This window comes from Catenovulum adriaticum (assembly GCF_026725475.1).
Lineage (GTDB): Bacteria > Pseudomonadota > Gammaproteobacteria > Enterobacterales > Alteromonadaceae > Catenovulum > Catenovulum adriaticum.
Window position 1 is genome coordinate 2077281 of the sequence record NZ_CP109965.1, and the last position, 26325, is coordinate 2103605.

At 38.9% G+C, this 26325-nt stretch carries 19 protein-coding genes, 1 tRNA gene and 1 riboswitch; of the genes, 6 read left to right on the forward strand and 14 right to left on the reverse strand.

Annotation, left to right across the window (positions count from 1 at the left end):
• Nucleotides 1–292: 292 nt before the first annotated feature.
• The gene (locus OLW01_RS09065) at nt 293–1177 is read right to left on the reverse strand and encodes a LysR family transcriptional regulator (protein ID WP_268073545.1); all 885 of its coding nucleotides are present in this window, start codon (nt 1175–1177) and stop codon (nt 293–295) included.
• 106 nt (nt 1178–1283) lie between these two features.
• On the opposite strand from OLW01_RS09065, the gene OLW01_RS09070 reads away from it, so the two are divergent.
• A complete protein-coding gene (locus OLW01_RS09070; protein WP_268073547.1) occupies nt 1284–1784 on the forward strand; it encodes a nuclear transport factor 2 family protein in 501 nt (166 codons plus the stop codon).
• 193 nt (nt 1785–1977) lie between these two features.
• Here OLW01_RS09070 and OLW01_RS09075 read toward each other — a convergent pair whose 3' ends face one another.
• The 10 genes from OLW01_RS09075 to thiC all read right to left on the reverse strand — a co-directional run bounded on the left by OLW01_RS09075 (nt 1978) and on the right by thiC (nt 12245).
• A complete protein-coding gene (locus tag OLW01_RS09075) occupies nt 1978–3945 on the reverse strand; it encodes a CASTOR/POLLUX-related putative ion channel (RefSeq protein ID WP_268073549.1) in 1968 nt (655 codons plus the stop codon).
• Nucleotides 3946–4050: 105 nt separating this feature from the next.
• Nucleotides 4051–4530 (reverse strand): ribosomal protein S18-alanine N-acetyltransferase, encoded by a 480-nt coding sequence (gene rimI, locus OLW01_RS09080; RefSeq protein WP_268073550.1) that lies wholly within the window; start codon nt 4528–4530, stop codon nt 4051–4053.
• A 68-nt stretch (nt 4531–4598) separates the two neighbouring features.
• Nucleotides 4599–5432 carry a hypothetical protein gene (locus OLW01_RS09085; protein ID WP_268073551.1) on the reverse strand — a complete coding sequence of 278 codons (834 nt, stop codon included), beginning with the start codon at nt 5430–5432 and terminating at the stop codon, nt 4599–4601.
• Nucleotides 5433–5450: 18 nt separating this feature from the next.
• A tRNA-Trp gene (locus OLW01_RS09090) sits at nt 5451–5527 on the reverse strand.
• A gap of 120 nt (nt 5528–5647) precedes the next feature.
• Nucleotides 5648–6406 carry a HesA/MoeB/ThiF family protein gene (locus tag OLW01_RS09095; protein WP_268073552.1) on the reverse strand — a complete coding sequence of 253 codons (759 nt, stop codon included), beginning with the start codon at nt 6404–6406 and terminating at the stop codon, nt 5648–5650.
• A gap of 2 nt (nt 6407–6408) precedes the next feature.
• A complete protein-coding gene (thiE, locus tag OLW01_RS09100) occupies nt 6409–7989 on the reverse strand; it encodes a thiamine phosphate synthase (RefSeq protein WP_268073554.1) in 1581 nt (526 codons plus the stop codon).
• Between the two features lie 133 nt (nt 7990–8122).
• A complete protein-coding gene (locus OLW01_RS09105) occupies nt 8123–8923 on the reverse strand; it encodes a thiazole synthase (protein ID WP_268073556.1) in 801 nt (266 codons plus the stop codon).
• Between the two features lie 11 nt (nt 8924–8934).
• Nucleotides 8935–9132, reverse strand: a complete 198-nt coding sequence (thiS, locus tag OLW01_RS09110; RefSeq protein WP_268073557.1) for a sulfur carrier protein ThiS — start codon at nt 9130–9132, stop codon at nt 8935–8937.
• Nucleotides 9133–9152: 20 nt separating this feature from the next.
• A complete protein-coding gene (gene thiO, locus OLW01_RS09115; protein WP_268073558.1) occupies nt 9153–10235 on the reverse strand; it encodes a glycine oxidase ThiO in 1083 nt (360 codons plus the stop codon).
• A 78-nt stretch (nt 10236–10313) separates the two neighbouring features.
• Nucleotides 10314–12245: a phosphomethylpyrimidine synthase ThiC gene (thiC, locus tag OLW01_RS09120; protein ID WP_268073559.1), complete on the reverse strand. Its 1932-nt coding sequence runs from the start codon at nt 12243–12245 to the stop codon at nt 10314–10316.
• 260 nt (nt 12246–12505) lie between these two features.
• A riboswitch (TPP riboswitch) is annotated at nt 12506–12605 on the reverse strand.
• Nucleotides 12606–12775: 170 nt separating this feature from the next.
• Between thiC and OLW01_RS09125 the strand changes: the two genes are divergently transcribed.
• Entirely contained in the window at nt 12776–14422 is a 1647-nt protein-coding gene (locus tag OLW01_RS09125; RefSeq protein ID WP_268073560.1) for a tetratricopeptide repeat-containing response regulator, read from the forward strand.
• Between the two features lie 15 nt (nt 14423–14437).
• Here the strand turns inward: OLW01_RS09125 and OLW01_RS09130 are convergent, their stop codons facing one another.
• The 3 genes from OLW01_RS09130 to gshA form a co-directional block, all read right to left on the reverse strand.
• On the reverse strand, nt 14438–14890 hold the full coding sequence (locus OLW01_RS09130; protein WP_268073561.1) for a hypothetical protein: 453 nt from the start codon (nt 14888–14890) through the stop codon (nt 14438–14440).
• A 525-nt stretch (nt 14891–15415) separates the two neighbouring features.
• On the reverse strand, nt 15416–16027 hold the full coding sequence (locus tag OLW01_RS09135; protein WP_268073562.1) for a transglycosylase SLT domain-containing protein: 612 nt from the start codon (nt 16025–16027) through the stop codon (nt 15416–15418).
• A 12-nt stretch (nt 16028–16039) separates the two neighbouring features.
• A complete protein-coding gene (gene gshA / locus OLW01_RS09140) occupies nt 16040–17608 on the reverse strand; it encodes a glutamate--cysteine ligase (RefSeq protein ID WP_268073563.1) in 1569 nt (522 codons plus the stop codon).
• A 292-nt stretch (nt 17609–17900) separates the two neighbouring features.
• Here gshA and OLW01_RS09145 point away from each other — a divergent pair, with 292 nt between their 5' ends.
• The 4 genes from OLW01_RS09145 (at nt 17901) to pnuC (ending at nt 26308) form a co-directional block, all read left to right on the forward strand.
• On the forward strand, nt 17901–21947 hold the full coding sequence (locus OLW01_RS09145) for a PAS domain-containing hybrid sensor histidine kinase/response regulator (RefSeq protein WP_268073565.1): 4047 nt from the start codon (nt 17901–17903) through the stop codon (nt 21945–21947).
• Between the two features lie 1309 nt (nt 21948–23256).
• Nucleotides 23257–25362 (forward strand): TonB-dependent receptor, encoded by a 2106-nt coding sequence (locus tag OLW01_RS09150; RefSeq protein WP_268073566.1) that lies wholly within the window; start codon nt 23257–23259, stop codon nt 25360–25362.
• A gap of 69 nt (nt 25363–25431) precedes the next feature.
• A complete protein-coding gene (locus tag OLW01_RS09155) occupies nt 25432–25692 on the forward strand; it encodes a YkoF family thiamine/hydroxymethylpyrimidine-binding protein (RefSeq protein ID WP_268073567.1) in 261 nt (86 codons plus the stop codon).
• Nucleotides 25679–26308 (forward strand): nicotinamide riboside transporter PnuC, encoded by a 630-nt coding sequence (pnuC, locus tag OLW01_RS09160; protein ID WP_268073568.1) that lies wholly within the window; start codon nt 25679–25681, stop codon nt 26306–26308. The genes OLW01_RS09155 and pnuC overlap by 14 nt, the downstream gene beginning before the upstream one ends.
• The last annotated feature ends 17 nt before the right edge of the window (nt 26309–26325 follow it).

Here is a 26325-nt window from a genome sequence, read left to right on the forward strand (position 1 = left end):
GACCCCAATAATGATAACAGCAGACAGTTTAAAAATGTTCGCCATTAAACAATAGATTAATTTATAGCTATATTATCAGAAACTCAGTAACGATATTATGGAAATTCGGTCGTTGTAGGCTAAGTTAATTCTAGCCTAATACCAATTGATGACCTCAATCCAATAACCACTCAATTACCATCGCCAAAAGCAGAGTATATCTTTAGCGCGATTTTCAGTGTCATTAAAAAGCGAATGAACACCCACTAATTAAAATTTTCTGAAGCAACATAATACGAGGCGACGCAAAACGCTAATGATCAAAACCAGCTAATCGATTATGATCTAACTTTATTGCTTCTTCTATAAAATCAACAAACGCTGTTACTCTGGCTGAATGTTCAAGATCTTTGTGAGTCATTACCCAAAGATCGGTACTTTGGTGTTTTACTTCCATATCCACTTTTTGCAGCATTGTCGAACCGTCTCCGATGAAACAAGGTAAATAAGCCAGTCCCATCTTATTTTCAGCCGCCATGATCAAAGGTTCAAAAGAATCGGCTTTCAGTACTATTTTTTCCTCTGAAATCAGCTTTGACACCTGTAATGAAGCATTGCCTTGATGCATCATCAGCCAAGTAGCAGATTCAAGTGGATGTTGGCCTTGCAGACCATTGATATACTCAGGTGCACCGTACACACCAAAAGCCATTTTGCACAATTTGGTTCCCGCCAAAGTGTCAGGCAACTCACTTGCAGCGCGAATCGCAACATCTGCATCTAAATGTGAGATATCTAAACGACGAGATGTCAAACTCAGTTCCAATTGAATTTTCGGATAAAGTTGATGAAAAGCAGCCAAATGAGTCCCCAAGATTAAACGCGATAAAGCATCTGTTGTTGTTAACCTTAGCGTTCCTTCCAACTTCATCTCTTGGCCAAAAATTTTATGCTCCAGTGCTTTCACAGTAGATTCTACTGCTAATGCAGACTCTAGTAATTTTTGTCCTTCGATAGTTAATTTGTATCCGGTAGAAAGTTTATGAAAAACGCGTAGTTTATGGCGATACTCAAACGCATCAAGACGACGCAATACGGTACTGTGATTCACGCCCAATGATCTGGCTGCCGCAGATAATGAGCCTTCATTCGCTACCGCCAGAACATATTGCAGGTCGCCCCATCTTATACTGTGCATTTTCGCATACCTAACGTGTCTAATTAGTGAATTTACCAAAAATTTAGCACAGGTATAGTGTTCATACCAACACATTGAACTTAAAACTTACATTTAGGAGAACAAAATGTTTAAAAAAAATCGACTAATCGCCCTTGCTACCCTACTCGCTCTTTTCCAACTCACTCCAGCCCTAGCGGATAACACAAAAGCGGTTGACTCAGCTAAAACATTAGAGACGGCTCAAGCATTCCTATGGGCAGCAGGCTCTGGTGACATGGATAAACTTCAAGCATTAATGGCAGACGATTTTGTTTGGCATAACGAAGGAGATTCCAACATTCCGTGGATCGGTAACTGGGAGTCAAAAGAAACCGTACTAAAAACTTTTCTTCCTCGCTTTGGTGCTGGTTTGAAAGTAACAAGCTGGTCTACAGACTATAGCTTTGCAAACGGCGATCAAGCGGTATTTATGGGCAGTATGAGTGCCATTGCCAATAAATCTGGTGTAGATACCGGAAAATTCAGCTGGGCAGTTCGCGTGCATGTTGAAAATGACAAAGTAAAAAGCTGGAACTGGTTTGAAGACAGCTACGCTGTATCCAAGGCTTACCACGCCAAAAAATAATACTGCTACATTTTATAAGCTCGGTATATCCTAGCAGATATCGAGCTTACTAGTCGCCATTGAATGAATGTTAGTTTTTCAGGTAGCGTCTTTGGTAGATACAACTATGGATATAATAAGCCAACGTGTTGACGTATCTTCTATCTTAGTTGGCTAAGCGACTCGGCGGAGCTTTTATTAACGATAAAAGGCGTTAGGCAATTCCGGCTTCATTGCCAATCACAATAATTTGATCATTGGCTAACTGTGAAACTCGGGTACCATTTTCTAAATTTAAAATAACCTGATCGCCACTGAGGTCTTGCTTAACCATACCAATGAGTAATTCGCCTTGCCGTTCAGCCAGCAGCTTAAGCTGATCAACTTTCAGCATTTCTTTATCTGAGTAATGCTCAAGTTGACGAAGCCGTATTTGAATGCCGCCTGCTTTCATTAAGCTATCAAACAAAACTTGGCTTTGTGGCATTAACGCAGTCTGCGATAAAATATGGCTCATGATTAAAGGCGTAATAAAGGTATCCCATCCAGATTGATCCAAAAAGCTTTCATTAGAAGGATCACTTAATTCAATCAAAACATGCGGCTGTTGCTGTGTATTAGCTAATACTTCATTTAGCACCATAGAGCCTACCAAAACTCTTGCATCGGCCTCTTCGGTTGAATCTAACCTGTCGCTATACAAAAGTAATACAATATCGTAATTATCTGGGTTGAGCTGCTTAACGTCTGCTTCAACCATATAGTCAGCCGCCTTATGTTCTATTGTTGTGCGCTCACTAAAAGGTCCTAGTTTAGCAATTTCAGCTTCTCGGATTTCAGTTGCTAAGCTAGACACTATAGTCACTTCAAAACGCTCTTTCACATAACTATCTAACTCAGCAATAATTGCAGGTACACGTCGGTTCCAGCCCAGTAATAATAATCGCTTATGAGATTTTTTTACGCTAACTTTACTGGTTGTTTTTTGCACAGCTGACTGAACTTTATCTAATTTATTACTCGGTAAAATTTTTTCTATCTGCTGAAAATTTTGTGCCACAAACACCAATACATCAGCCTGCTTTAATTTATGCTGGGCTGTGTCACCCACAGATAACGCAAAATGTTCGGTTTGAGGATCGATAAAGCCAATTAAGGTTGCGGCTGAGTGTAACTGTTTAATATGATTAATCGCCATGCCAACAAAAGGCTCAGCCGATTTAAAATAAAACTGCGCGCCTTTTGATGAGGTAATTAAGTGGCTATACACTTTGAGCAAACTTGGAACAACGGCGCACTGAGCAATCAAACGGCTAATGGTTTCATCAGTTGCAACTGTGCTCAAACCGCCCTGATAAGATTTTCTAGCCAGTTTAGCATGGCGGGCATCATCAAGTTCAACCACCACTCTAGGGTGTAAACCACTGCTTTCAGCCAACACGTTAAGAGACAATAAAGATTTTATCGTTTCCACATCTGAGGTCACTGGTGAGTCAGAACGCTGAAATTGGCTTGGTAATATAATGGCGGTTGCTTGAGTGCAGGCGGCTCGGTGCAAAGCATCTAACTGAATCGACTTGCCCGATCTAAGTACTAAACGTTTACTTAATTTCAGTGGCATATTTAGTTCAGCTAACAGTTGCTGATGAATAATCGCATTAACGGTTTCAGCTAATAAAATGATCGATAAATCTTTATCTTTATTTAATTTTTTAAAATAATTTCTGTTATCTTCATTGCCTAACAATTCATGAATAATTGGCACTGTTCGGCTGGTATCGCCTAATACAACCAGGTGTTGTTTCACTGAAACTGGGGTTAAACCTTGTTCCAACTTTTCCATAAACGCGATTAACCAACGGGTCATAATGGCAACCAAAGTACCCATAAATAACACGTAACCACAAATCGTTAATAAGGTTGAAACTACTCTTCGCCATGCACCCTGATCATCACCTAAATAACCAGGGTCAGTTAAGCGTAAAAAAGCCCACCAAACATCTTCGCCAATAGCATGCCCATCAAAATTAATTGGTGCGATTAACAAACCACCTGCGATTGAAACCATAGCAATACAAGCCACAATTACAAATAATTGATAGCCAGCCCCTTTTACAAGCTGACGCTCGATAAAATACTTGAGCCTATCTATTGGTTGTAAATGATTGAAATGAATCGCCATGAACAATGACCCTATTTAAATAAAAACAATAACAGCTAATAATGATTATGTTGCACTATTATCACGCTTAGTATTATGTTGAAAGAAAAATCGAAAATTTTGCTTTTAAAAAGCCAAGTCGCGACTCATTACAATGGCGTTTTCTTTGTTATTAATTGGTTTTTTTTGATTAGCCGAAATAACAGGATAATAGTTTTTACGAACCGCAATTTCATTAAAATCTAATTCATTATATAAGGCGCGAGCCGCTATGTTAGATTCTCGCACTTCTAACCAAAGTGTTTCGGCATTAATTGCTTGGCTATGCGAAACAAGATGGTTAAGCAGTTGCTTAGCAAATCCTTTACGCTGATATTGAGGTGATATACAAATATTCATAATGCTGACTTCGCCCGCCACATGATCACTAAAAACATAGCCAAGTAACTGATCTGAATTAGCTAACGTTAACGCAAAATTCATATACCGGCGCCCAAAACACGAACGAATAATTTTTTCATTCCATGGGTTTGGTTGCGCTTGTTTTTCAATTATTAAAGTTTGCGCAAGATAGCGCTCAGAGAAAGGAACAATTAGGGTTTTCATGTTCGTGCATATGACCTTAAAATTATTTTATGCAACAAGCAATTTTAATCACTAACCAAAAAAGCTAGCTAATTAAGACAGCTTAAAATAAGTTGCCAACAACTTTTTTTATTGGTTGGCTGGCTTAAATCAAAATCCATGTGTTGTGACAATTTAGGATGATAAGCAATCACTTTATGTTGACTGTCTTGCTCAAATGTCCAATCATTATTATGTGACCACACCTGCAATATACTCAAATCACTTGCGTCAATGGCTGACAAGCGCAACGCAAATTGTTCGGATTTTTTAGAATTATTCTCAGTCACCTCAGATGCAGTAGAAGTGGTTGGTAAAATTGAAGCTAACTGATTAATGGCTTTCGTTTTATCCGCAATTGCTTTATCACGCTCTAGCTGCTCTGTATTTTGCTCAGCTGATTGCCCCTGCAACGAAGCATGGGTCAGCTTATCAGCAATAACGTCAATATTATCGTTTTTCTGAGGTTGCGATATAGGCTGACTAGCGGCTGGATGATTTTGTTCAATTTGCGGTTGCTGTAACACAGGCTCATTAACTGAATTTGGCTGCGGTTTTGCTGGTATTGTTGGTTGAGGTGAATTAGCTTGGCCTGAGATCTCATCATTTGTTTGACTAAAATGACGTTCAGAGTGCTTTTGTTCTAACTCTGCTGCCGATGCATTATTAACAGATATACTGATTTCAGCTGCGGATTTGTTTGTTGATGTATTTTCAGGTGAAATTTGTTTTGATGAAATCTGTGCATCAGATTCATTCGCTGTTTTCACAGCTGAGTCATCACAAGTCTCAAATAAATCAGAATTTGATTGATGATGAAGAAATATTGGTATGTTCAACTCGGCTAAAACAGCCTGCTGATAGCGGTTTAATAATTGCGTCATTTCAGATTTCTCGAGAAATGGCAGGGGTGGAGGGACTCGAACCCCCAACCATCGGTTTTGGAGACCGCTGTTCTACCAATTGGAACTACACCCCTAGCGAATTGAGGCCAGATTATACAGAGGCTTTGAGCTGTGTAAAGCAATTAATTCACTCCTTTGTACCGTTTGCTTATTTTATCTTCAATTCGTTCAACTTTCACGCTAAAAAGCGCTAATTAACCTATTTTGCTCCCGCAAATACGACAATTATCATCAGCCGTTAAACCAAATTGATGAAAACTCATTTGCCAAGCATCAAAACATAATAACTTATTAGTTTGATTTGATGCGCCTTGCGTTATCAATTTTATTGCTTCAAGCGCTTGCATACTGCCCATCAACCCTAATACAGGCGCTAACACACCCGCATTACTACAATTTAAAGTTTCTTCAGCTAAATCAGGGTAAACACATTGGTAACAGGGCGAGCTATTATTTTCAAAATCAAATACCATTAACTGCCCTTCGCCACGAATGGCTGCGCCAGATATTAAAGGTATTTTGTTTTGTTGACAGGCTTGATTAATAAAATAGCGGCTTGAGGCATTATCTGTGCAGTCTAAAACCATATCGGCTGAATCCAACAAGCCCTCAAAATCACATTGTTCAACTGGTTTTCCAATTGCCAGTATTTTAATTTCAGGATTTAAGGCTTGTAATTGGTTAGCGGCTATTTCGGTTTTGCCGCGTTTGACATGATTCGTTTTGTACAAAATTTGACGTTGTAAATTTGAAATTTCAATTGTGTCTGGATCAATTAAAGTTAACGTGCCCACCCCACTAGCCGCTAAATATAAAGCTGCAGGACAACCTAAACCACCAGCTCCCACAATAACGACCCGCGCTTGCTTTAACCGTAACTGCCCTGCCTTGCCTATTTTATCTAATAATAAATGGCGGCTATATCTTAATTCTTCCTGCACCGATAACGGCATAGTTAATCCTGTAATGCTTGATTTGTATCTGTTATTGCCTGCAAATCAGCAACGGCTTGTATTGGATCTTTCGCTTGAGTAATAGCCGTCACTACCGCAATACAGCCAACACCCGTTTGCCAAACTTGCTTAGCTCGCTCTAAATTAATACCACCAATGGCTACCATAGGACATGTAGGTTGCTGTTGATTTTTCATGTCAGTTTGCAATGTTAAATACCGTTTTAATCGAGTTAACCCTTGAATTTGACCTGTCATATCTTTTGTTTTGGTTGGGTAAATAGCGCCCACAGCGATATAGCTAGGCTTTAATTGCATTGCTGCTATCAGTTCGTATTCACCATGTGTACTAATCCCTAAACGCAAGCCAGAGTGTTTAATTAAATTTAAATCGGCACTTTGTACATCTTCCTGGCCTAAATGCACACCATAAGCTTTATGCTTAACGGCTAACTGCCAATAATCATTAATAAATAACCGAGCATTATATTGCTTGCCCAAAGCAATTGCCTTAATAATATCTGGTTCAACATCAGCTAAATTTAAATTTTTAATTCTTAGCTGTAACGTTTTCACCCCTTGCTTTAATAAAAACTCAATCCACTCTACGCTATCAACTACTGGATATAAACCTAGGCTAGCTGTATCGCAGCTTGCAAATTCAGAGGCCCAGCTGGTTTCGCTGGTGCCTTCAATTTCCCAATCTAACTGCTTGGCAAAATGTGAATTTGGCTGCATAACGTGCGGATAAAAAGCAAAATTTAAAGGCCAATTACCTTGCCAAATAGGGCCATAAATACCGTCATATTTTGATGATGCAGTTAACCCTTGGTTAATATAAGCCTTAGCAACTGTAATCGCATCGCGTAGCAAATAACCTTGTGCTAAGCAGGCGGCCACAGCCGAGGCATAAGTGCAACCGCTACCGTGGCTGTGTTCGGTATCAATTTTTTCAGAAGCGAGCCAATATTGATTCTGTCCATTATCCGCTAAATCGACACAATAGCGACTATCAATATCAATATGTCCGCCTTTAATAATAACTGCGCCTATGCCCATTTTTTGCAAGGCTGCACTGGCATCCAACATACTGTCCCAGCTAATGATATAAACGCCAGATAATCGCTGGGCTTCGTCTGCATTTGGGGTTAATACATCAACTAACGGAAACAATTTTTGTTTAATAGTAGGTAGTATATCTTCTTCAACTAGATCACCACCAGCACTAGCAATAGCGACCGGATCGTATACCACAATAGGCGGCTGCGCCCAATCACGCTGACACCGTAAAATCCAATCAGCAATTAAATCAACCTGTCGCTTATTAGCCAACAAACCAATTTTAATCACGTTAGCGGGTTTGTCCTGATGCAAAGCTTTTAATTGCGACCATAAAACATCTTCATTAACGGCATTAATTTCAGTAACGCCTAAGCTATTTTGTGCTGTATTTGCGCTAATAACAGTACAAACTTCACAGCCTAAATTATGCATGGTTTTTAAATCGGCTTGAATACCTGCACCGCCTGAACAATCTGAGCCCGCAATGCTCCAAACGATAGTGCGCTTATTTTCTTCTAACATTAACATCTCAACTTAAACCAACCAGAGCAATTGCCCCAACGCTACGGATAAACGACTTGCAAAAATAAGGTAAGGTAACCAAACCTAGCAAAATATACCTACACCCTTATATTATATATTACCCAGATGTGTATTATCCCGTTTGGTGCCAAAACGGCATGCCTAACGTAGGTGTACTTGGGTTTGCAGTATCTTTTTCTGGCATTCGTCCAGCTAAATAACCTTGTCTTCCGGCTTCAATTGCACATTTAAATGCGCTCGCCATCATGACTGGATCTTGCGCTTGAGCGATGGCAGAATTTAATAAAACCGCATCATAACCCAATTCAAGTGCTTGTGTCGCATGTGATGGCAAGCCAATCCCAGCATCAACAACTAAACTAATCTCAGGAAAACGATTACGAATAGCAGATAACGCATACGGATTTAATAAACCTTTACCCGTGCCAATAGGTGCACCCCAAGGCATTAAAACCTGACAACCCAGTTCAACTAAATGGCGACAAATTACCAGATCGTCAGTGCAGTAAGGCAGCACCTGAAAGCCGTCATTTAACAAAATTTCAGTCGCTTTTAATAAATCAATGGGATCAGGCTGTAAATTATATTCATCTCCAACCAACTCCAACTTAATCCAATTGGTATCAAATATTTCTCTAGACATTTGTGCCAAAGTAACAGCTTCTTGCACTGAGTGACACCCTGCCGTATTAGGTAAAATATGTTTACCCAACGCTTGAATTTGTTGCCAAAAAGCTTGCCCGCCCGCTTGTTCAGGCGACTGCCTGCGAAGCGAAACCGTCACAATCTCAGCTTTAGAGGCTTCAATAGAGTCTTGCATAGTCGCAGGTGACGGATACAAAGCGCTACCAATAAGCAAGCGACTCTCTAATTCTGTGCCGTAAATTGACCAAGTACCTGTGTTGTTTTTCATGTATTAACCTTTTAGCCGCCTTGTACCGGAGATAAAATATCAATCGCATCGCCTTCGTTAAGCTCATAAACAAGATGCTGGCTTTTGGGAATAAATTGACCATTCACTGCTAATGCAAATGGTTTTACCGCCCCAAAATTTTCAACTACCTGAATCAATGATTGAGTTTGCGGTAATTCAATAGGTTGCCCATTAATAATAATATTCATAAATTAAAACTCTGCATTTTTTAGCCAAACACTTGATCAAAATGCCCAGAATCAAGCTGTTCTGATTGATAAAAATAATCTGTGGATTGCTCAGTAAGCTGATTAAACAATTCAAGTGCATGAGCAATAACCGCTGGCGCTAATAAATAACCATGACGGTATAAACCATTTATGCGAATAACGCGTCCATCATGCTGAATCATGGGTTCGTTATCAGGCATGCTAGGCCGTAAACCCGCATCAAGCGACGTGATTTGCGCTTCCGCAAAACCTGAATGAACACTATAAGCGGCGGATAATAATTCAAGCGCTGAACGCACCGTCATCGGCTTATCGCTAGATGATTCAATTTCCGTTGCACCAATTACATATTCATGATTTGGCTTAGGCACAATATAAATGGGGTATCTTGGATGTAATAAACGAATCGGACGATTTAATTGCACTTCTGGTGCATACACTCGCGCAACCTCGCCGCGCACCCCTCTTAACCGACTAATATCAAGCTGAGCACCCAGTCCTCGGCAATCGAACACCCAATCAAAATCTTGTTTTTGGCCGTTCGCACTCACTTGATTATCGCTAATAGTGGCACATTCGGTGGTAATAATTTTAACTTGGCTTGTTAATATTGTTTGCTCAAGCGCACGATATAAAGCTCGATTATCAATTTGCGCCTCATTTTCCAGCCAAATTCCTTGATGAAAACGTTCCCCTATTTGAGGCTCTAGCTCAGCAATCTGACAACGTGTCACCGTTTTTAACCCATCGTTTATTTTGAGTCGCTGGCAAAAGCTGGCTAAATCACCTTTATCTTGAGCATGCGCTAAAATCAAGCTGCCCGCTTTCTGATAAAACACATTTTGTTTTAATTCAGCTAAAATATTCGGCCATAAATTAACTGACAATTGGCCTAAACCAACCACCAAACGGCTCGCGATAACTGATTCAGCTACCGGAGCTAACATGGCCGCCGCTATATAACCAGCGCTGTACTTAGCAGTTGTAAAGTCTTTATCGTAAAGCGTGATCTCGTGGGTCTGGCTTAATTGCCAAGCAACTAAACGGCCAACTAACCCAGCACCAACAACCGCGATTTTCATTGCAGATTACCACTCTTTTCCACACAAAACTGTCATTGGCTTTGCATTAGCAAACGCAAAGCCAATCCCAAAACTCAATTACTTAGCTTGGTGGTAAATCTCTGAGCCTTTTTCTCTAAACTCAGCTGATTTTTCAGCCATCCCCGCATCTGGATTAACTTGCGAGTCTAACTCACCGATTTTTATGTTTTTCGCTTCTAAATCAGCCGCGTAATCACGTACTTCTTGAGTAATTTTCATAGAGCAGAATTTAGGACCACACATTGAACAAAAATGCGCTACTTTACCGGATTCTTGCGGCAAAGTTTCATCATGGTATTCACGTGCACGTTGAGGGTCTAACCCTAAATTAAATTGATCATGCCATCTAAACTCAAATCGAGCTTTTGATAAGGCATTATCGCGAATTTGAGCGCCCGGATGACCTTTCGCCAAATCAGCAGCGTGAGCCGCAATTTTATAAGTAATTAAGCCTTCTTTTACATCTTCTTTGTTTGGTAAACCTAAATGCTCTTTTGGAGTTACATAACAAAGCATTGCACAGCCATACCAACCAATTTGAGCCGCGCCAATCCCAGAAGTAATATGGTCATAACCAGGTGCAATATCAGTTGTTAACGGACCTAAAGTGTAAAAAGGCGCTTCTTCACAATGCTTTAATTGCTCGGTCATATTCTCTTGAATCATATGCATAGGCACATGCCCAGGACCTTCAATCATCACTTGCACATCATGTTTCCAAGCTAATTTAGTTAATTCGCCTAAAGTACGTAACTCACTAAATTGGGCTTCATCATTGGCATCGGCAATTGAACCCGGGCGTAAACCATCCCCTAATGAAAACGCAACGTCATAGGCTTTCATAATTTCACAAATATCTTCAAAGTGGGTATATAAAAAGCTTTCTTTATGATGCGCTAAACACCATTTCGCCATAATAGAGCCACCACGCGAAACAATACCGGTTAAACGCTTAGCTGTCATAGGCACGTAACGCAATAATACACCCGCATGAATCGTAAAATAATCCACGCCTTGCTCTGCTTGTTCAATTAACGTATCGCGGAAAATTTCCCAAGTTAAATCTTCGGCAACGCCATTTACTTTCTCAAGCGCTTGATAAATTGGTACTGTCCCAATTGGCACTGGCGAGTTACGAATAATCCACTCACGCGTTTCATGAATATAACGACCTGTTGATAAATCCATCACAGTATCACCGCCCCAACGGGTTGACCAAACCAGCTTTTCAACTTCTTCTTCGATTGATGAAGTCACCGCTGAATTACCAATATTCGCATTCACTTTAACCAAAAAGTTACGGCCAATAATCATAGGCTCAGATTCAGGATGGTTAATATTGTTTGGGATAATTGCGCGACCTTCAGCCACTTCTTTACGCACAAATTCAGGCGTAATTTCTTTTGGAGTATTAGCACCCCAAGGGTTACCCGGATGTTGAGGCGTTAAGGCTTTGTCTTTAATTTCGGCTAATTTTGCGTTTTCGCGAATCGCAATATATTCCATTTCTGGCGTGATAATGCCTTGGCGAGCATAATGCATTTGAGTTACATTTTTACCCGATTTTGCGCGGCGAATTTTAGGAAGATGTTCAAAACGGATATGATCTAAACCATCATCCGCTAATCGTTTTTGACTAAAACGAGAGGTAACTGAATCAAGTGCTTCAGTATCGTCACGATCGGCTATCCAACTTTCACGAATACGAGGTAAACCTTTATGCACATCAATATTTATAGAAGGGTCAGTATAAGGGCCTGAAGTATCATAAACTCGAATAGACTCATTAGGCTCAAATTCAGGATTTTCTTTAGTACCGCCCACATAAGTATCAGCGAGGGTAATTTCACGCATCCCAACTTTAATACTCGGGTCTGAACCTTCAACATAAACTTTATGTGAATTTGGGAAAGGTTGGCCAGTTAAATTATTAATAAATTCTTGAGCGGCAGCTCGGGTTTCTCTTCTGTTACTGTTGCTAGTAGCCATATTAATGCCTTTATCTCTGTGTTTGTGGTTAAACCACGATTTAGAATAAAGACGGAATGCAAATCTGAGACAAGATATAATTTTGATATATCAACATAACAATCAAGTGCGCAAATATTAATAACGTACTTAGCCCTTGCTTTAACATTAATTAAACCAAGTTTGCCATTTGAATTTTCAATCTTAACCGATAAATAAAGCGCTAAGCCTAAACCAGATTAATTGAAAACCCTAAAAAGCTTAGTTATGAAGAGTATAAAAAGATGTTTACTCTTGTTCCCTACGCTGGCGTTAACCAGATCAGGTTCGACGGATCCCACTTACGCGATCTCAGCCTTACAGGCACTCCGACAAGTTTTCAATTTGGATTATACGGATATCAAATTAATTTAAAAGTAAAACTTGAGAAACTTGTAATTAACGCTATTTAAATTAATAATCAATACAAAGAATGATTAAAGGTAGCTTGATCGTACTAATAACAAACAAACCTCTGCCTGAATCAGTTAACCAAACCTTAAGCCTGTAATATGAATCAAGATTTAATCAAACATGCCCGAGTTTTAATTATTGATGATCAAGCTTTGGCGCAAACTTTTCTGAAAAAATCATTAGAAAAAATTGGTTTTGACAGCATTCAAATTGCTGAAAGCGCTAAGCACGCACTCAGGTTAACTGACGATATCTTGTTTGACTTAATCATTTGTTCATTTAATTTAAGCCGCGACCGAGATGGTTATCATTTATTTGAAGAACTAAAAGATAAAGGAGCCATTAAGCTCAACACCACCTTTATTTTTACCAGTGCAGAAACTGATGCTGCGCTGGTTAATAGTGTCATTGAACTCCAGCCTGACGACTTTTTAGCTAAGCCATTTACATCAAAAGAATTAAGTGAACGTTTATTACGTGTACTTAAGCGCAAACAAAAACTCAATCATATTTATCAAGCACTAGATAACCAAGATTTTAAAGGTGCGTTAGCGCATATTGATGACACTTTAAATAATCCAAAACAAACCCATTTATATCCGCTGGTAATGCGCCTAAAAGGCGATATTTTATTAGCACAAAAAGACTTCGCCACCGCGGCTCGCTACTTTTATGACATCATCACGGTGCAAAAATTTACTTGGGCAATGATAGGCCTCGCCAAAGCTTACTTAGGATTAAATAAAGAAGAAGCCGGAAAAGCCATTTTAGATAAACTAGTAAAAAAACCTGAAACACGCCTAGCCGCTTTAGATTTATTAGCACAGTATTACATTAACCATGATGAATACGATTTAGCTTATCAACAATTTAGAAATGCCAAAGCAATATCACCGCGCAATATCAAACGTCACCAATCGGTTGTTAATTTAGCCAGGTTATTACACGATCATAGTGGCCAATTCGAAGCGGCCAAAACTATGTTAAGATTTGCCAAACATTCGGTGCACGATACAGAAGACTTATATTTAACGGTTGCCCGCGCCGGAATTGATTATGCACTAACGCTAACTGAGCAAGAATCAGTTAACATTGCTAAACAAACTGATAAATACCTTGCCACCGTTAAACGAGAATTCTTACATACCGCGGAATCGAAAAATAAAATAGCCATAGTGCAAGCCAGATTGCATTACATTAGAGACGAACAAGACAAAGCCAAACAACTAATAAACTCCCTTGAATTGGACAAATACGGGGCAATAAGTTTTGAAGATTACATAGATAGAGCTAAAGCATTTCATGAATTAGGATATCAAAACGAGGCCGTTGAATTATTAGAAGAAGTACCTCAGGTATTTGATGCTGATGATATAAATGGAAAAATCATGGCTAAATTTTTAACTCAAGAAACGCAAGAAAAACGCGACATTCCATTTTCACCACGTCAACTTAACAATATTGCGGTGCAGTTATATAACCAAAAACAAATTGATGCAGCCATGCAAGCCTTTAAAGATGCATTAAAATTAATGCCAAAAAATGCGCGAATTGCGTTAAATTTATTACAAGTACTGGTAGAACAAAAGCAACGTCAGCATTTAGACGAGCCCCAACAAGCGCTTTATTGGAAAGCAATAGAAGTTATCAATCAAAACAAATTAGACACCCAACAGCAAACCCGATATGAGTCTTTAACCGCACGCAGTGAGCAATACGACGTTCGCCACACTAATTCAGCTTAGCTGACTATCAAAAGCCTACTCAATTACCCAATGGTAATATTCAGCTAAACGCTTTTTGCAAAGATCACAATAAGACACTTCTTTATTAAGTACCGGATCAAGGACCGGCTTTTTTGGATAGGCAAAATCAGTTTCAACAATAGATTGCTTATTATGTTCATCAAATCGATAATCAAAATGGCGAAACAGCCCACCTTGGCTTACAAATGCAAAGCTTCCGTCAAAACCGGGTTCTAAGCTCCAGCTATCATAACCACCATTTACCACATCAACTAAACGTTCGCCTGAATCAACATGCTCAATATAAAATCGGCCAATATCACTTGCCGGTTTAAATGCCCATTTAATATTATTAAGCACGGCATCTTCTATCAAACCTACCTGCCCTTTCATCACAGATAAAAACTGACCGTTTAATGTTTTAATTGACCAATTTTTTTCGCACATTTGTTGAGCCTGAAACATCATTCTACACCACCTGCGTTGCCAAAAATTTAATCATTAACCGCTAAGCTATATTAGCGCTTACTATCAAGGTATTTAACTTAAACCCTAGATAATAACTTAGCTAAGGTATTAAATTTGTTATCCAGCATTTAAGTTATTTAAGTATAGGCTAACTCTGTAGATAGGGCAGCTCCCTGTATTTAAACAACTAATCAACATTTTAAATGACTAATGGATATTTGGGAGTTAATAAGTGAAAGGCTAATAATAAAAATTATTTTAGTGGCTTAGTTAACAATATTGATCAATAACTAAAACTTAAAAATATAAGAAAAGATTAAATCGATATAAAAATACTCAAAAAATGGGGTTGAATACCAAACCTAGCAAATTAATGACCATTAGTCACCAATAAAGATACACTAGAAAGTTAAAGTGAAAAGTTAAAGCGGAAAGCTAAAATGGAAAAAAGTTTAAACTAAACAAAGCGCGACCATTATTGTAATTCATATGTAATTCATAAACCAATCGCGCAAATTGTAAGGGCTAACCAAAAAATAACCGCCATAGCCAACCATGGCTAAGTTCTTCTTTACAGCCTCTAAGTTGTGCTCCGTATACTTCAGCTCTTCGTTGAACTTTAGCCGATACAGATTTTAACCACGCTTTTCGGTTATAGCTTTTTTTACGATAACCACCCCAGCCTTCATGGTAATTTAAATACTGGTTATAAGCGTCCCATTTAGATACTTTATTGATTTTATTTGTTTTATAAATAAACCATCCCATAAAATCAATCGCATCATCAAAATCATCTCTGTCTGCGCCGTAATTATCAGTTTCGCGCATATAGTCTGACCAAGTCATCGTTTTAGCTTGCGAGTAACCATAAGCAGAACTGGCTCTGCCAATTGGAATAACCCATAAAAAATACTGCATTGGCGGAGCGGCATTATGCCTAAATGAACTTTCCTGATACATAATAGCCATAGAAACATGAATAGGTGTGCCCCAGCGCTCTTCTGCATCTTGCGCATCATCGTACCAATCTCTGTGCTCAAAAAAGATCTCACACAAATTTTCAGGCCTTTTAGGCGGTGGCGTTGCACAGCTACTCAAGAGTAATGCACACAATGCAAGGCTAATGACTTTTTTCATATTAAATAACAACTAATCAGACAACGACGAGCCGAAATATTGCGTTAAAAAAGTATCAAAGTCCAGTTCATCTGCATTTTCAATCGACTGCTGGCGCAGTTCACTATCTTTACTTTCTTGCTCTAATTGAGTTTGTGTAAAATGATGAAAATCTCGCTCAAAACTTTCATTACGATACTGTTTAGCAAGTTGAAGACCAAAAGAACCATTGTCTAAATTATGCTCGAGTAAATGGCTCATAATTTTGCCTGACGGCGTTAGGTCTGGATTTTCAATTTTAGCTTGCTGTGCCATCAGCGCTTGGTGATATACGCCCTGAGTATCACCATCAAATATTTTGGCTAAGTCGTCCAATTCTGCCAATATTTGAGTCGACCATTGCGTTAACGCAATAGGTTTGCTGTTTTTTTCTAACAACAAATCTGGCTTGCGACCATACAAAATCACTTGCTGTAAATTCTCGGCGATAATAGATTCATCTTCGCGTTCAATATCTGGCGAATCAGTTAATGCACACCAAGTAATTAATAAATCTAAAAAACGAACCTGTTCTACTGACATACCCGCTGGATTAAAAGGGTCAATATCCAACGCTCTTAACTCAATATATTGAATGCCAGCACGCTCCAGCGCATCTGTCGGCTTTTCACCAGACTCAGTAACGCGCTTAGGTCTAACCGGTGAGTAATATTCGTTTTCTATTTGTAGTACATTTTGATTCAGTTGCTGATAGTCACCCGGTTTCGCTGAAATACTCGCAAAATCAGCCGAAGGCATACGAATAGCATGGCGTAAACCTGCAATATAATCATCTAATTGATTATAGCGAATATTAAGCGCGGCTTGCGCTTTGTTGGTATAACCTAAATCGCTTAAACGTAACGCAGTAGCATAAGGTAAATACAAAGTGCCTTTACCTATTTTTTGCATTGGATACGGTGTCGATTTACCATTTAAAAACGATGAACAAAGTGCTGGTGAAGCGCCAAATAAATAGGCCAACAACCATAAGTTTCGTTTTAAATTACGTAAAATCGCTAAATAACCCTCATCGATAGATGATTGATTAGCCACCTTGCCTTGGCTACTAGCCCAAGCCTGCCAAAAACTATCAGGAAACGAAAAGTTAAAATGCACACCTGATATGGCTTGCATATAGCTACCATAGCGGTTTTTTAAACCCTGGCGATATAGCGTTTTCATTTTGCCAATATTAGAGGTGCCATATTTAGCAATTTCAATATCATCTTCACTACCGACAAAACAAGGCATGCTCATGGGCCAAAGTAGTTCTTCGCCCTGGTTTTGATAAGCAAATTTGTGTAAGTCCAATAATTGTTGAATGCTAGTTTGCGCATTTTGCTCAACTGGGGTGATAAACTCAACTAAGCTTTCAGCATAATCCGTTGTAATATAGTCGTGCGTTAACGCAGAGCCAAGCCCTTTAGGGTGTTGGCTTGTGGCTAATTTGCCAGATGCGTGAATGCGTAATGCTTCTTTTTCAATACCTCGATTAAAGCCAGCAAAATAAGACGTTGGCTGGCTTTTCAAAAAATTTAACAGGTTTTTATTCACATTCACCTAATGTTTCCTTATTCCATATGCAGGCAGTATGAGCCAGTTTGTTTGCATATGTGTTTTAATAAACTGAGCAAACTACAGTTTACATAAATTTATGTATATACTCACAACTCTAAGCTGAATTAAAGCCCCTATATAAGATAATTTGGGACATTAAAATAGACCGCTTAAATAGCAAAAAATAACAAAATTGTATAAAAATAATGACTCGACTCAGCAGGGAATAATTCATCCAATGATACTCAAACTATCTTCAAAACGATTATTTACATTAGTTTTTTGCTGTGTCTTAATGAGTTTTACCATACTGTATTTTGCATTTTATCAGTATCTTCAACCAAAAGAGCCAAAAAAAAGCGATTTAGAATCAGCAGCAGTCCAAGTTAACCAGCAGCTTACCAGCAAAATACAGCGTCAATTAGACAATTTAACTCAAGTTATCCAAATATCAAATTTACCGCACTCTATTCGTTTTATTAACAATGAAGACGCAAGTGCACAATTTCAAGCTCTTAGCCAAGTTTTTAAAACTCAAACCCATAAAAATTATGTGCAAACAGCCATTAAATACCAAAATCAATTTTGGTCTGACCAAAAAAATAGCAACCAAGCGCTAAATCATCACCTAAACCAATATTTAAATAAACTGGCAAATATTAACCTAGCGGCAAAACCACATCTAATTATTGAGTCAAATCAACTGGTGCTCATATCTCCTGTTTTTTCTCCTAACAGCGCCATTCAAGCCCAACCAACTAGCCGCAATCCGGATAATAATTTAGGTTACCTAGCACTCATACTAAAACCAGAGTGGCTAATACAAAACACTGGTTTTTATTTAACTAACAACCAAAAAAATATTATAGCGGCACCTAACTCAATTCAAACCAGTGAGCCTAACTTTAATCATCAATTTAAATTTGCGCCTAAGTTAGCCGAATTAACACCCACAACTAACTGGCAATTGGTTAGTGCTACCACAGTTAGTAAACCCACCTATGCAGAAAAACAGTTTGGTTTGGTCATTTTCATCAGTATATTAATCATAGGTACAATCGCTTTATTGCCAAGCCGAATGTTATGGCTTTATTCAAATGCCATTCAGCAGTTAACTAATCATGTACTCGCCCTTAACCGTAATGATAAACTTGCGACACCAAGCTTCAAAAATTTCCCTCGTGAATTCCACCCACTAATTAAAGCTTTTGATTCATTAAAAAAACGTTTAGTTCGTAAAAACGCACGTATTCAAACCCAAAAAAAACAACTTAATCGAGCACTTAACATCGCCAAAATAGGCACGTTTGAGCTTCATTGCGATACATTAAAACTCTATTGTTCAGATACGCTCGTCGATATTTTTTCTTTGTCTGAAACGCCCAAATATACAGACTTATTTACGGTTTTACCTGAACCTTATGCAGAGCTCATCAGCGAAGCTTTAGAAAAACTCATCCAACCAAGCTCTAAACATCAAGCTGAATTTTTTAACTGTCACCTACGCCCCGATCAAAAAACCGAGCAACATTTACATATTCGGTTTGAAAAATTAAAAATAGACAATCATTCAATTATTTTAGGCTGTGTTAACGATATTAGTGAAATTAAAAATACCGAGCATAATTTAGCCCATAGTTTAGAGCGACTCGCCTACGCACAAGAAGCGACCAACGATGGGATTTGGGATTGGGATATTGTCAATAATCAAGTTTATATAAGTGCGCGTTGGCGCCAAATGTTAGGTTATCAAGCCAATGAACTTGATTCGAGCTTAGAAACCCTGCAGGCGCTTATTCACCCAATTGATACCGATAAAGTGCTCGCATCTACCAATGAGTTATTAGAAGGTAAAGCTTCGAGCTTTGTGCAAGAGTTTAGGATGAAACACAAATCAGGCGAATACATTTGGATATTGTGCAGGGCGAAGGTATTTGCCAGCGATCAAGACAATAAACCACTACGGATGATAGGTTCAAATACCGATATCACCCATCGTAAACAAACCGAACACAAGCTAACGGTGCTCAATGATGAATTAGAGCAAAGAGTAGAGCAAAGAACCAAACAACTTGAACTCAGCAACCTAGCGTTAACCGACGCTAAAGATAAAGCCGAACAAGCCAATAAAATAAAAAGCGAATTTTTAGCGAACATGAGCCATGAAATTCGTACACCGCTAAATGCGATTATTGGTTTAACAAACCTAATCAGCAAAAGTCAGCTCGATGCAGAGCAACGTAATCGTATCAACAACATTCATTTGGCCTCCGATAATTTGCTCAGTATTATTAATGATATTTTAGATTTTTCTAAAATCGAAGCTGGCAAACTCAAGATAGAGCGAATTCAATTTAATTTAGCAGACATCATTACCGGGGTTAGCCACTTACTTGCGCATAAAGCTCATCAAAAAGGGCTTGAATTTATTGTTAATGTAGAGCCCAATGTGCCCTTTTCACTCGTTGGTGACCCTAACCGACTTAATCAAATTTTGTTAAATTTAGTGAGTAACGCAATTAAATTTACCGAACAAGGTGAAATTGAATTATTAGTGCGCTTAAAAACCTGTAGCGACTTAAACGCCAGAATTGAATTCGCCGTCACTGATACCGGAATTGGCTTAACTCAAGAACAACAAATAAATCTATTTAAATCATTTACCCAAGCAGATAACTCAACCTCTAGAAAATACGGGGGCACCGGATTAGGCTTAACAATTTGTCGCCAACTCTGCCAATTAATGCAAGGTGAAATAACAGTCAATAGCCAAGTAAATCAAGGCGCTACGTTTAGTTTTGAGCTGCCATTTAGTCTAAATAATATTCTGCAACCCATCTACCAATTTGATCAGCTAATTTACCCAGAGTATCCTGTTTTATTAATTGAACCTAATCCTAAACTCAGCCAATTAGTATCACAAAATTTGGCCACTTTTGGTTACACCACACTAACCTGTGACAACATTCAAGTAGCCCTATCAAACCTTAACAACCAATCTGAATTTAAACTGGTTATTGTCGATTATGACAAGATGAATGAACAGCCCGGTTTATTTGAACAATTACGCAATACTCTTGCTTGTGAGCACGCCTATTTTGTGATCCAACATAACTCAGTAAAACCATCAGCTTTGCCTAAAATGGAGCGCGCAGAGAATATTAACAAGCCGCTGCATATTTGGGATTTGTACCGACTGATATCACAGTCTGATCAAACTAGTGACGTTCAAATTGCTTCGTCTACGCCAAATCAAACAACAAAGGGAGTTAGTTTGGATATTTTAGTGGTAGAGGATAATGAAATAAACCAAGAAGTGGCTAAAGCCTTACTCACTTATCATGGCTTTAAAATCACCTTAGCGGACAACGGTAAACAAGCTTTAGAAAAATTAAGCAAACAAGACTTTGCGTTAATTTTGATGGACATTCAAATGCCAGAGATGGATGGGTATCAAGCCACGCGTGAAATTAGAAAAATTGAACAATATAAAAGACTGCCTATTATTGCTATGACCGCCAACGCAATGCCAGAAGATAAAGAAAAATGTATTGAAAATGGGATGAATGATCATGTTGCAAAACCCATTAATGAAGCTGATCTATTATCGACTATCTCAAACTGGCTAGGTCAAAATTTTACCTCACAAAGTGGCAACAAAAGCACAAACACAAGTAATGCAACTGCCTCTGAGTTAAATCAAACAGTTGAAGACAGCGCGCTTACCGCCGCGCCCTACGCTAACTTGTCTTATACACTTAATCAGTTTTCTGGCAATCATGAATTAACACAAAAAATGCTAAAACGATTTGTTGAGGATAACCAAAATAGCGACCAAAAAATTAACACCTTTATTGAATCTCAGCAAAACCACAATGCTCAACAATTAATTCATTCAATAAAAGGCGTTTCCGGTAATTTAGGTTTGCAAAAGCTACACTTGGCCTGCAAACATTTTGAAAATGCGCTAACTCAAAACCCAAATCAACAAAGCAATAATGCAATTGAATATTGGTCGGCTCAATACTCAAATGTGCTGCATGAAACAATTAATCAACTTAACCAACAAATGTTAGCTCAATCAAACCAAAAAACGCCGGATCAGCAACAAGAATCTATAGACTTTGACGAAGTTTTACCGCATCTCACCGCGTTAAAACAAAAATTAGAACAAGACGAATTTATCACCCAAGCTGACACCCAAACCATACAAAGTTTATCGCAAGCATTAGAAGTAAAAGATTTATACCAATCGCTTATTCATCAGCTCGAAATATTTGATAATGAGGCAGCAATCGATACCTTGCAGCAATTAATTCAGTATTGCCAACAACAAGATTAGGTTTCTAGTTTCTAGGCGCTAGGTTTCTAGGGCGCTGCGCTGCTAGGGGCGAGAATTTAGATTTTAGATTTTAGATTTTAGATTTTAACACCGTAGGTACGATTAGCACGTAAGTGCGTAATCGTACAATTGTATTTTAGGATTCTAGGCGCTGGGTTAGGTTTTATAAACCCTGTAGGCGTCAAGCTGGCCTATAGGGATATAGGTCGTAGAACATTGCCGGGAGCAAAATGCCGATAGCGCACGCGATATTTTCTCCAGCGTTGCCTTCTACATAAAAACGCGAGCAAGCTTCGCGTCTACGGTGTTTTATAACAGCACCGTAGGTACGATTAGCACGTAAGTGCGTAATCGTACAATTGTATTTTGGGATTCTAGGCGCTGGGTTAGGTTTTATAAACCTTGTAGGCGTCAAGCTGGCCTATAGGGATATAGGTCGTAGAACATTGCCGGGAGCAAAATGCCGATAGCGCACGCGATATTTTCTCCAGCGTTGCCTTCTACATAAAAACGCGAGCAAGCTTCGCGTCTACGGTGTTTTATAACAGCACCGTAGGTACGATTAGCACGTAAGTGCGTAATCGTACAATTGTATTTTGGGATTCTAGGCGCTGGGTTAGGTTTTATAAACCTTGTAGGCGTCAAGCTGGGTTTATAGGGATATAGGTCGTAGAGCATTGCCGGGAGCAAAATGCCGATAGCGCACGTAATACACCCATGCCACATATAAACCTAAAACGCGGGGTAAACCCGCTGCTACGTGGTGTAGCAGCGATTTTATATCGCGTGAAAACGATAAAAACGCGAGCAAGCTTCGCGTCTACGGTGGTATAAGCCAGATATAAGAATTCAGATTTTAGAATTGAGAGGTTTGGGTTTTTAAACCCTGTAGGCGTGCAGCTGGCCTATAGGGATATAGGTCGTAGAGCATTGCCGGGAGCAAAATGCCGATAGCGCACGCGATATTTTAAACCTCAAACCTAGCGCCTGAATCCTAGAACCTTCCTGGTGGCTTACGCTCATACTTCGCTAAACCACCCTACATTTTAATTTTTACCCCTAATGCCTAAAATCTCAATTCTAAAATCTCAAATCTTCACGGTGGTTAACTCGACTCGCTTCCTTGTTCTTGTTACCATAGCGGCACCATGGGGTGTTCTATGGATTAATTAAATGACTAAAGCTCATTAATTAATCCAATAAGACTGAGATGCTTTGCAAACCCATTGTACCTGTCCAGGTAATGCTGACGTAGGGATGGTCTTGTTGTATCTCTCTGCGTTTATAAACCCACAATTCAGAGAGCATAATGAAACATAATATCACTCGTATCGCGCTTGCTTTAGCGGCCTGCTTTCAATTTAACGCGCAAGCAGAACAAACAGATAACTCAAGCGAAACTGAGTCTACCGAAGTCATTAAAATAAAAGGCGACTTCCGCGAAAACTCAATTCAAACTAGTGCAATTGCCGTCAGTGTGATTGGTACAGATACGATTGAGCGAAACTCAGCCAACCATTTAGAATCTATTTTATCCTCAGCAGCTAATTTAAACTTTGCCGGCGGCACATCACGCGCTCGTTTTATTCAAATTAGAGGGATTGGGGCGCAAAGTGAATACGACGCCCCCACTAACTATCCGGTTGGTTTATATATAGACGGAGTCGATTACAGCGCAGTGGGTAGTGCTGCAACATTATTTGATATTGAACAAATTGAAGTGCTACGCGGCCCGCAAGGTTCTCGTTTTGGTGCCAACGCACTCGCGGGTTTAATTTATATGCAAAGCACTCAGCCAACAAACAGCCCTTCTGGCCGAGTAAAATTAGGCGTCGGTAACTATAAAACGCAAGAGCTTGGTGCAGCCTATTCAAACGCATTAACTGATAGTTTAAGCTACCGCGTTTCAGCACATCAATATTTAAGTGATGGTTTTATTGAAAACACCCACTTAGAGCGCCACGACACCAATAACAGAGACGAGTTAACGCTGCGTGGTAAACTTAGATTCCAACCTAATCAAAATGTGACTTGGGATATCAACGCCACCCACATTAATATTGATAACGGTTACGATGCCTTTAGCATAGAAAATACCAGACAAACCTTTAGCGATGAGCCAGGTCAAGATAAACAAACCACCACAGCTTTAAGTAGCCATCTAAGCATCAAACTAAATGAGCAAGCGTCATTTGAATCAATTCAAAGTTTTGCCACCTCTGATACAGATTACGGATTTGACGATGACTGGACCTATGAAGGTATTCCAGAGCGAGAACCTTTTGCAGCCTATAAAGCGAAAGACAGAAACCAACACGACAAAAAAAATGTCAGCACAGAGTTTAGATTTTTATCTGAACCTGCAGGTCGAATTTTTAACCAATCAACTGACTGGATAGTCGGTGTATATTGGCAAAAGAAACAAGACGAATACGTCAGAAGCTATACGTATTTTGATAGCGACTTCAGCTCTGATTTTGATAATAATAAAAAAGCAATTTATGGCCAGTTAGATACTCAGCTCACTGAAAAGTTGAGCTTAACGACCGGGATGCGCTACGAACATCATGAAATGGATTATCAAAATTCAGCAGGTATCAATGCAACGCCCGATTACAATTTGGTTGGCGGTAAAGCGAGCCTAAATTATAAAGTTTCTGACGAGTTATTTGTATTTGCCTCAGTGAATAAAGGTTATATGAACGGGGGTGTTAACTCAGATGGAACCCTACCAGAAGCCGACCGATTTTATGAGCCTGAATACCTCTGGAATTACGAATCAGGGATCAAATATCAAAACCATGGTTTAACGGCAAATTTAACTGCATTTTATATGCAACGTAAAGACATTCAAATTAAAAAGGATTTTTTAATTCCAAATGAAGATGGCAGTATTCAATTTCTTCCTTCGATAAAAAATGCAACAGACGGCAGCTCTAAAGGAGTTGAGTTAGACTTAAGTTATCTAATCACTAGCCACATACAAACTTACGCTAATTTCGGTTATTTAAAAGCCGAGTTTGATACATATCAAGAAGATCCAAATGCAGATCCAACGATGGGTAGAGAACTATCTCAATCTCCTAATTATACCTACAATTTAGGATTCAACTTTACCCTAACAGACAACTTTTGGTGGAATATTGAAGCAGAAGGCAAAGATGACTTTTATTTCTCAGACGATCATAACGTTAAATCAAAAAGCTACAACCTAATTAACACCTCATTAAATTATCAATTTAACGAAGTATTAATTAAGCTTTGGGCCAGAAACTTAACGGATAAAGACTATTACATTCAAGGGTTTGATTTTGGCGGCTATATTATGGACCCTCGCCCAGGTGGTGTTTCTGAACCCTATTATCAATATGGCGCCCCAAAACAAGTTGGCATAACTGCTGAATATCAATTTTAAAAATAAAATTAATCGCAGCCATTTAATAATGGCTGCTATGATTAACGACGGTAACATCAGGAAATAACAATGCAATTATCAGTCGAAATTAGCTTATACCCACTACAATTTGAAGACTTTGAAACCGAAGTCTGGGAATTTATAAAACGTATTCGCACCTACTCTAACTTAGATATTGTCACCAATGGTATGAGTAGCCAAGTGTTTGGTGAATACGACGCCGTGATGGATTGCTTAAATAAAGAGTTTAAAACCACATTTGAGCGAACCGGCACACACATTTTTGTCTGCAAATTTTTAATGGGTGATAAATCCAGTGTCTCTGAATGAGGTTTTAACACAATTGTCTATTATCTCTATATGGGAAGGCTTAGCGCTGGTTCTCAGTTTAGCTTATGTGATAATGGCAGCCAAAGGTGTTATGTGGTGTTGGCCTATCGCATTTTTTGCAAGTGCAATCTATTGCATCATCTTTTTTAATGCCCAATTACTAATGGACAGCTTACTGCAAGTTTATTATATGGCTATGGCGATATATGGTTGGTTTTGCTGGCAATTAGGTTGGAGTAAAAAAGATAACCATGTTACTTACACTCGTTGGCCTGTTAGCCACCATCTTGTTATTATTAGTATTTTATGTGTACTCAGTTTTGCACTGGCCCATTGGCTTGAATTAAATACCCAAGCGGATTACCCGTTAATTGATACATTCACAACAATTTTTAGTATTTATGCCACTTACTTAATTGCGGAGCGAGTGGTTGCAAGCTGGCTTTATTGGATCGTGATTGATGCAGTGTCAGTTTATATTTATATACAAAAATCGTTAGTCGTCACTGCGCTACTATTTGTCTGTTACACTATTTTAGCCGCGTGGGCTTATTATCAATGGCAAAAGCACTACAAAGAACAGCCAGTCGATAATAACTTAAGCTCGGCATACTAGCCCAGCATATAAACGTT

Excerpts from the sequence above, each read along its gene's own strand:
- OLW01_RS09135 (WP_268073562.1), bottom strand. The coding sequence starts at position 16,027 with ATGAAAAAAGTCATTAGCCTTGCATTGTGTGCATTACTCTTGAGTAGC.
- thiC (WP_268073559.1), bottom strand. The coding sequence starts at position 12,245 with ATGGCTACTAGCAACAGTAACAGAAGAGAAACCCGAGCTGCCGCTCAA.
- rimI (WP_268073550.1), bottom strand. The coding sequence starts at position 4,530 with ATGAAAACCCTAATTGTTCCTTTCTCTGAGCGCTATCTTGCGCAAACT.
- OLW01_RS09085 (WP_268073551.1), bottom strand. The coding sequence starts at position 5,432 with ATGACGCAATTATTAAACCGCTATCAGCAGGCTGTTTTAGCCGAGTTG.
- thiS (WP_268073557.1), bottom strand. The coding sequence starts at position 9,132 with ATGAATATTATTATTAATGGGCAACCTATTGAATTACCGCAAACTCAA.
- OLW01_RS09065 (WP_268073545.1), bottom strand. The coding sequence starts at position 1,177 with ATGCACAGTATAAGATGGGGCGACCTGCAATATGTTCTGGCGGTAGCG.
- OLW01_RS09125 (WP_268073560.1), top strand. The coding sequence starts at position 12,776 with ATGAATCAAGATTTAATCAAACATGCCCGAGTTTTAATTATTGATGAT.
- OLW01_RS09130 (WP_268073561.1), bottom strand. The coding sequence starts at position 14,890 with ATGATGTTTCAGGCTCAACAAATGTGCGAAAAAAATTGGTCAATTAAA.
- OLW01_RS09070 (WP_268073547.1), top strand. The coding sequence starts at position 1,284 with ATGTTTAAAAAAAATCGACTAATCGCCCTTGCTACCCTACTCGCTCTT.
- OLW01_RS09095 (WP_268073552.1), bottom strand. The coding sequence starts at position 6,406 with ATGCCGTTATCGGTGCAGGAAGAATTAAGATATAGCCGCCATTTATTA.
- OLW01_RS09075 (WP_268073549.1), bottom strand. The coding sequence starts at position 3,945 with ATGGCGATTCATTTCAATCATTTACAACCAATAGATAGGCTCAAGTAT.
- OLW01_RS09145 (WP_268073565.1), top strand. The coding sequence starts at position 17,901 with ATGAGTTTTACCATACTGTATTTTGCATTTTATCAGTATCTTCAACCA.
- OLW01_RS09155 (WP_268073567.1), top strand. The coding sequence starts at position 25,432 with ATGCAATTATCAGTCGAAATTAGCTTATACCCACTACAATTTGAAGAC.
- thiE (WP_268073554.1), bottom strand. The coding sequence starts at position 7,989 with ATGTTAGAAGAAAATAAGCGCACTATCGTTTGGAGCATTGCGGGCTCA.
- OLW01_RS09150 (WP_268073566.1), top strand. The coding sequence starts at position 23,257 with ATGAAACATAATATCACTCGTATCGCGCTTGCTTTAGCGGCCTGCTTT.
- thiO (WP_268073558.1), bottom strand. The coding sequence starts at position 10,235 with ATGAAAATCGCGGTTGTTGGTGCTGGGTTAGTTGGCCGTTTAGTTGCT.
- OLW01_RS09105 (WP_268073556.1), bottom strand. The coding sequence starts at position 8,923 with ATGAAAAACAACACAGGTACTTGGTCAATTTACGGCACAGAATTAGAG.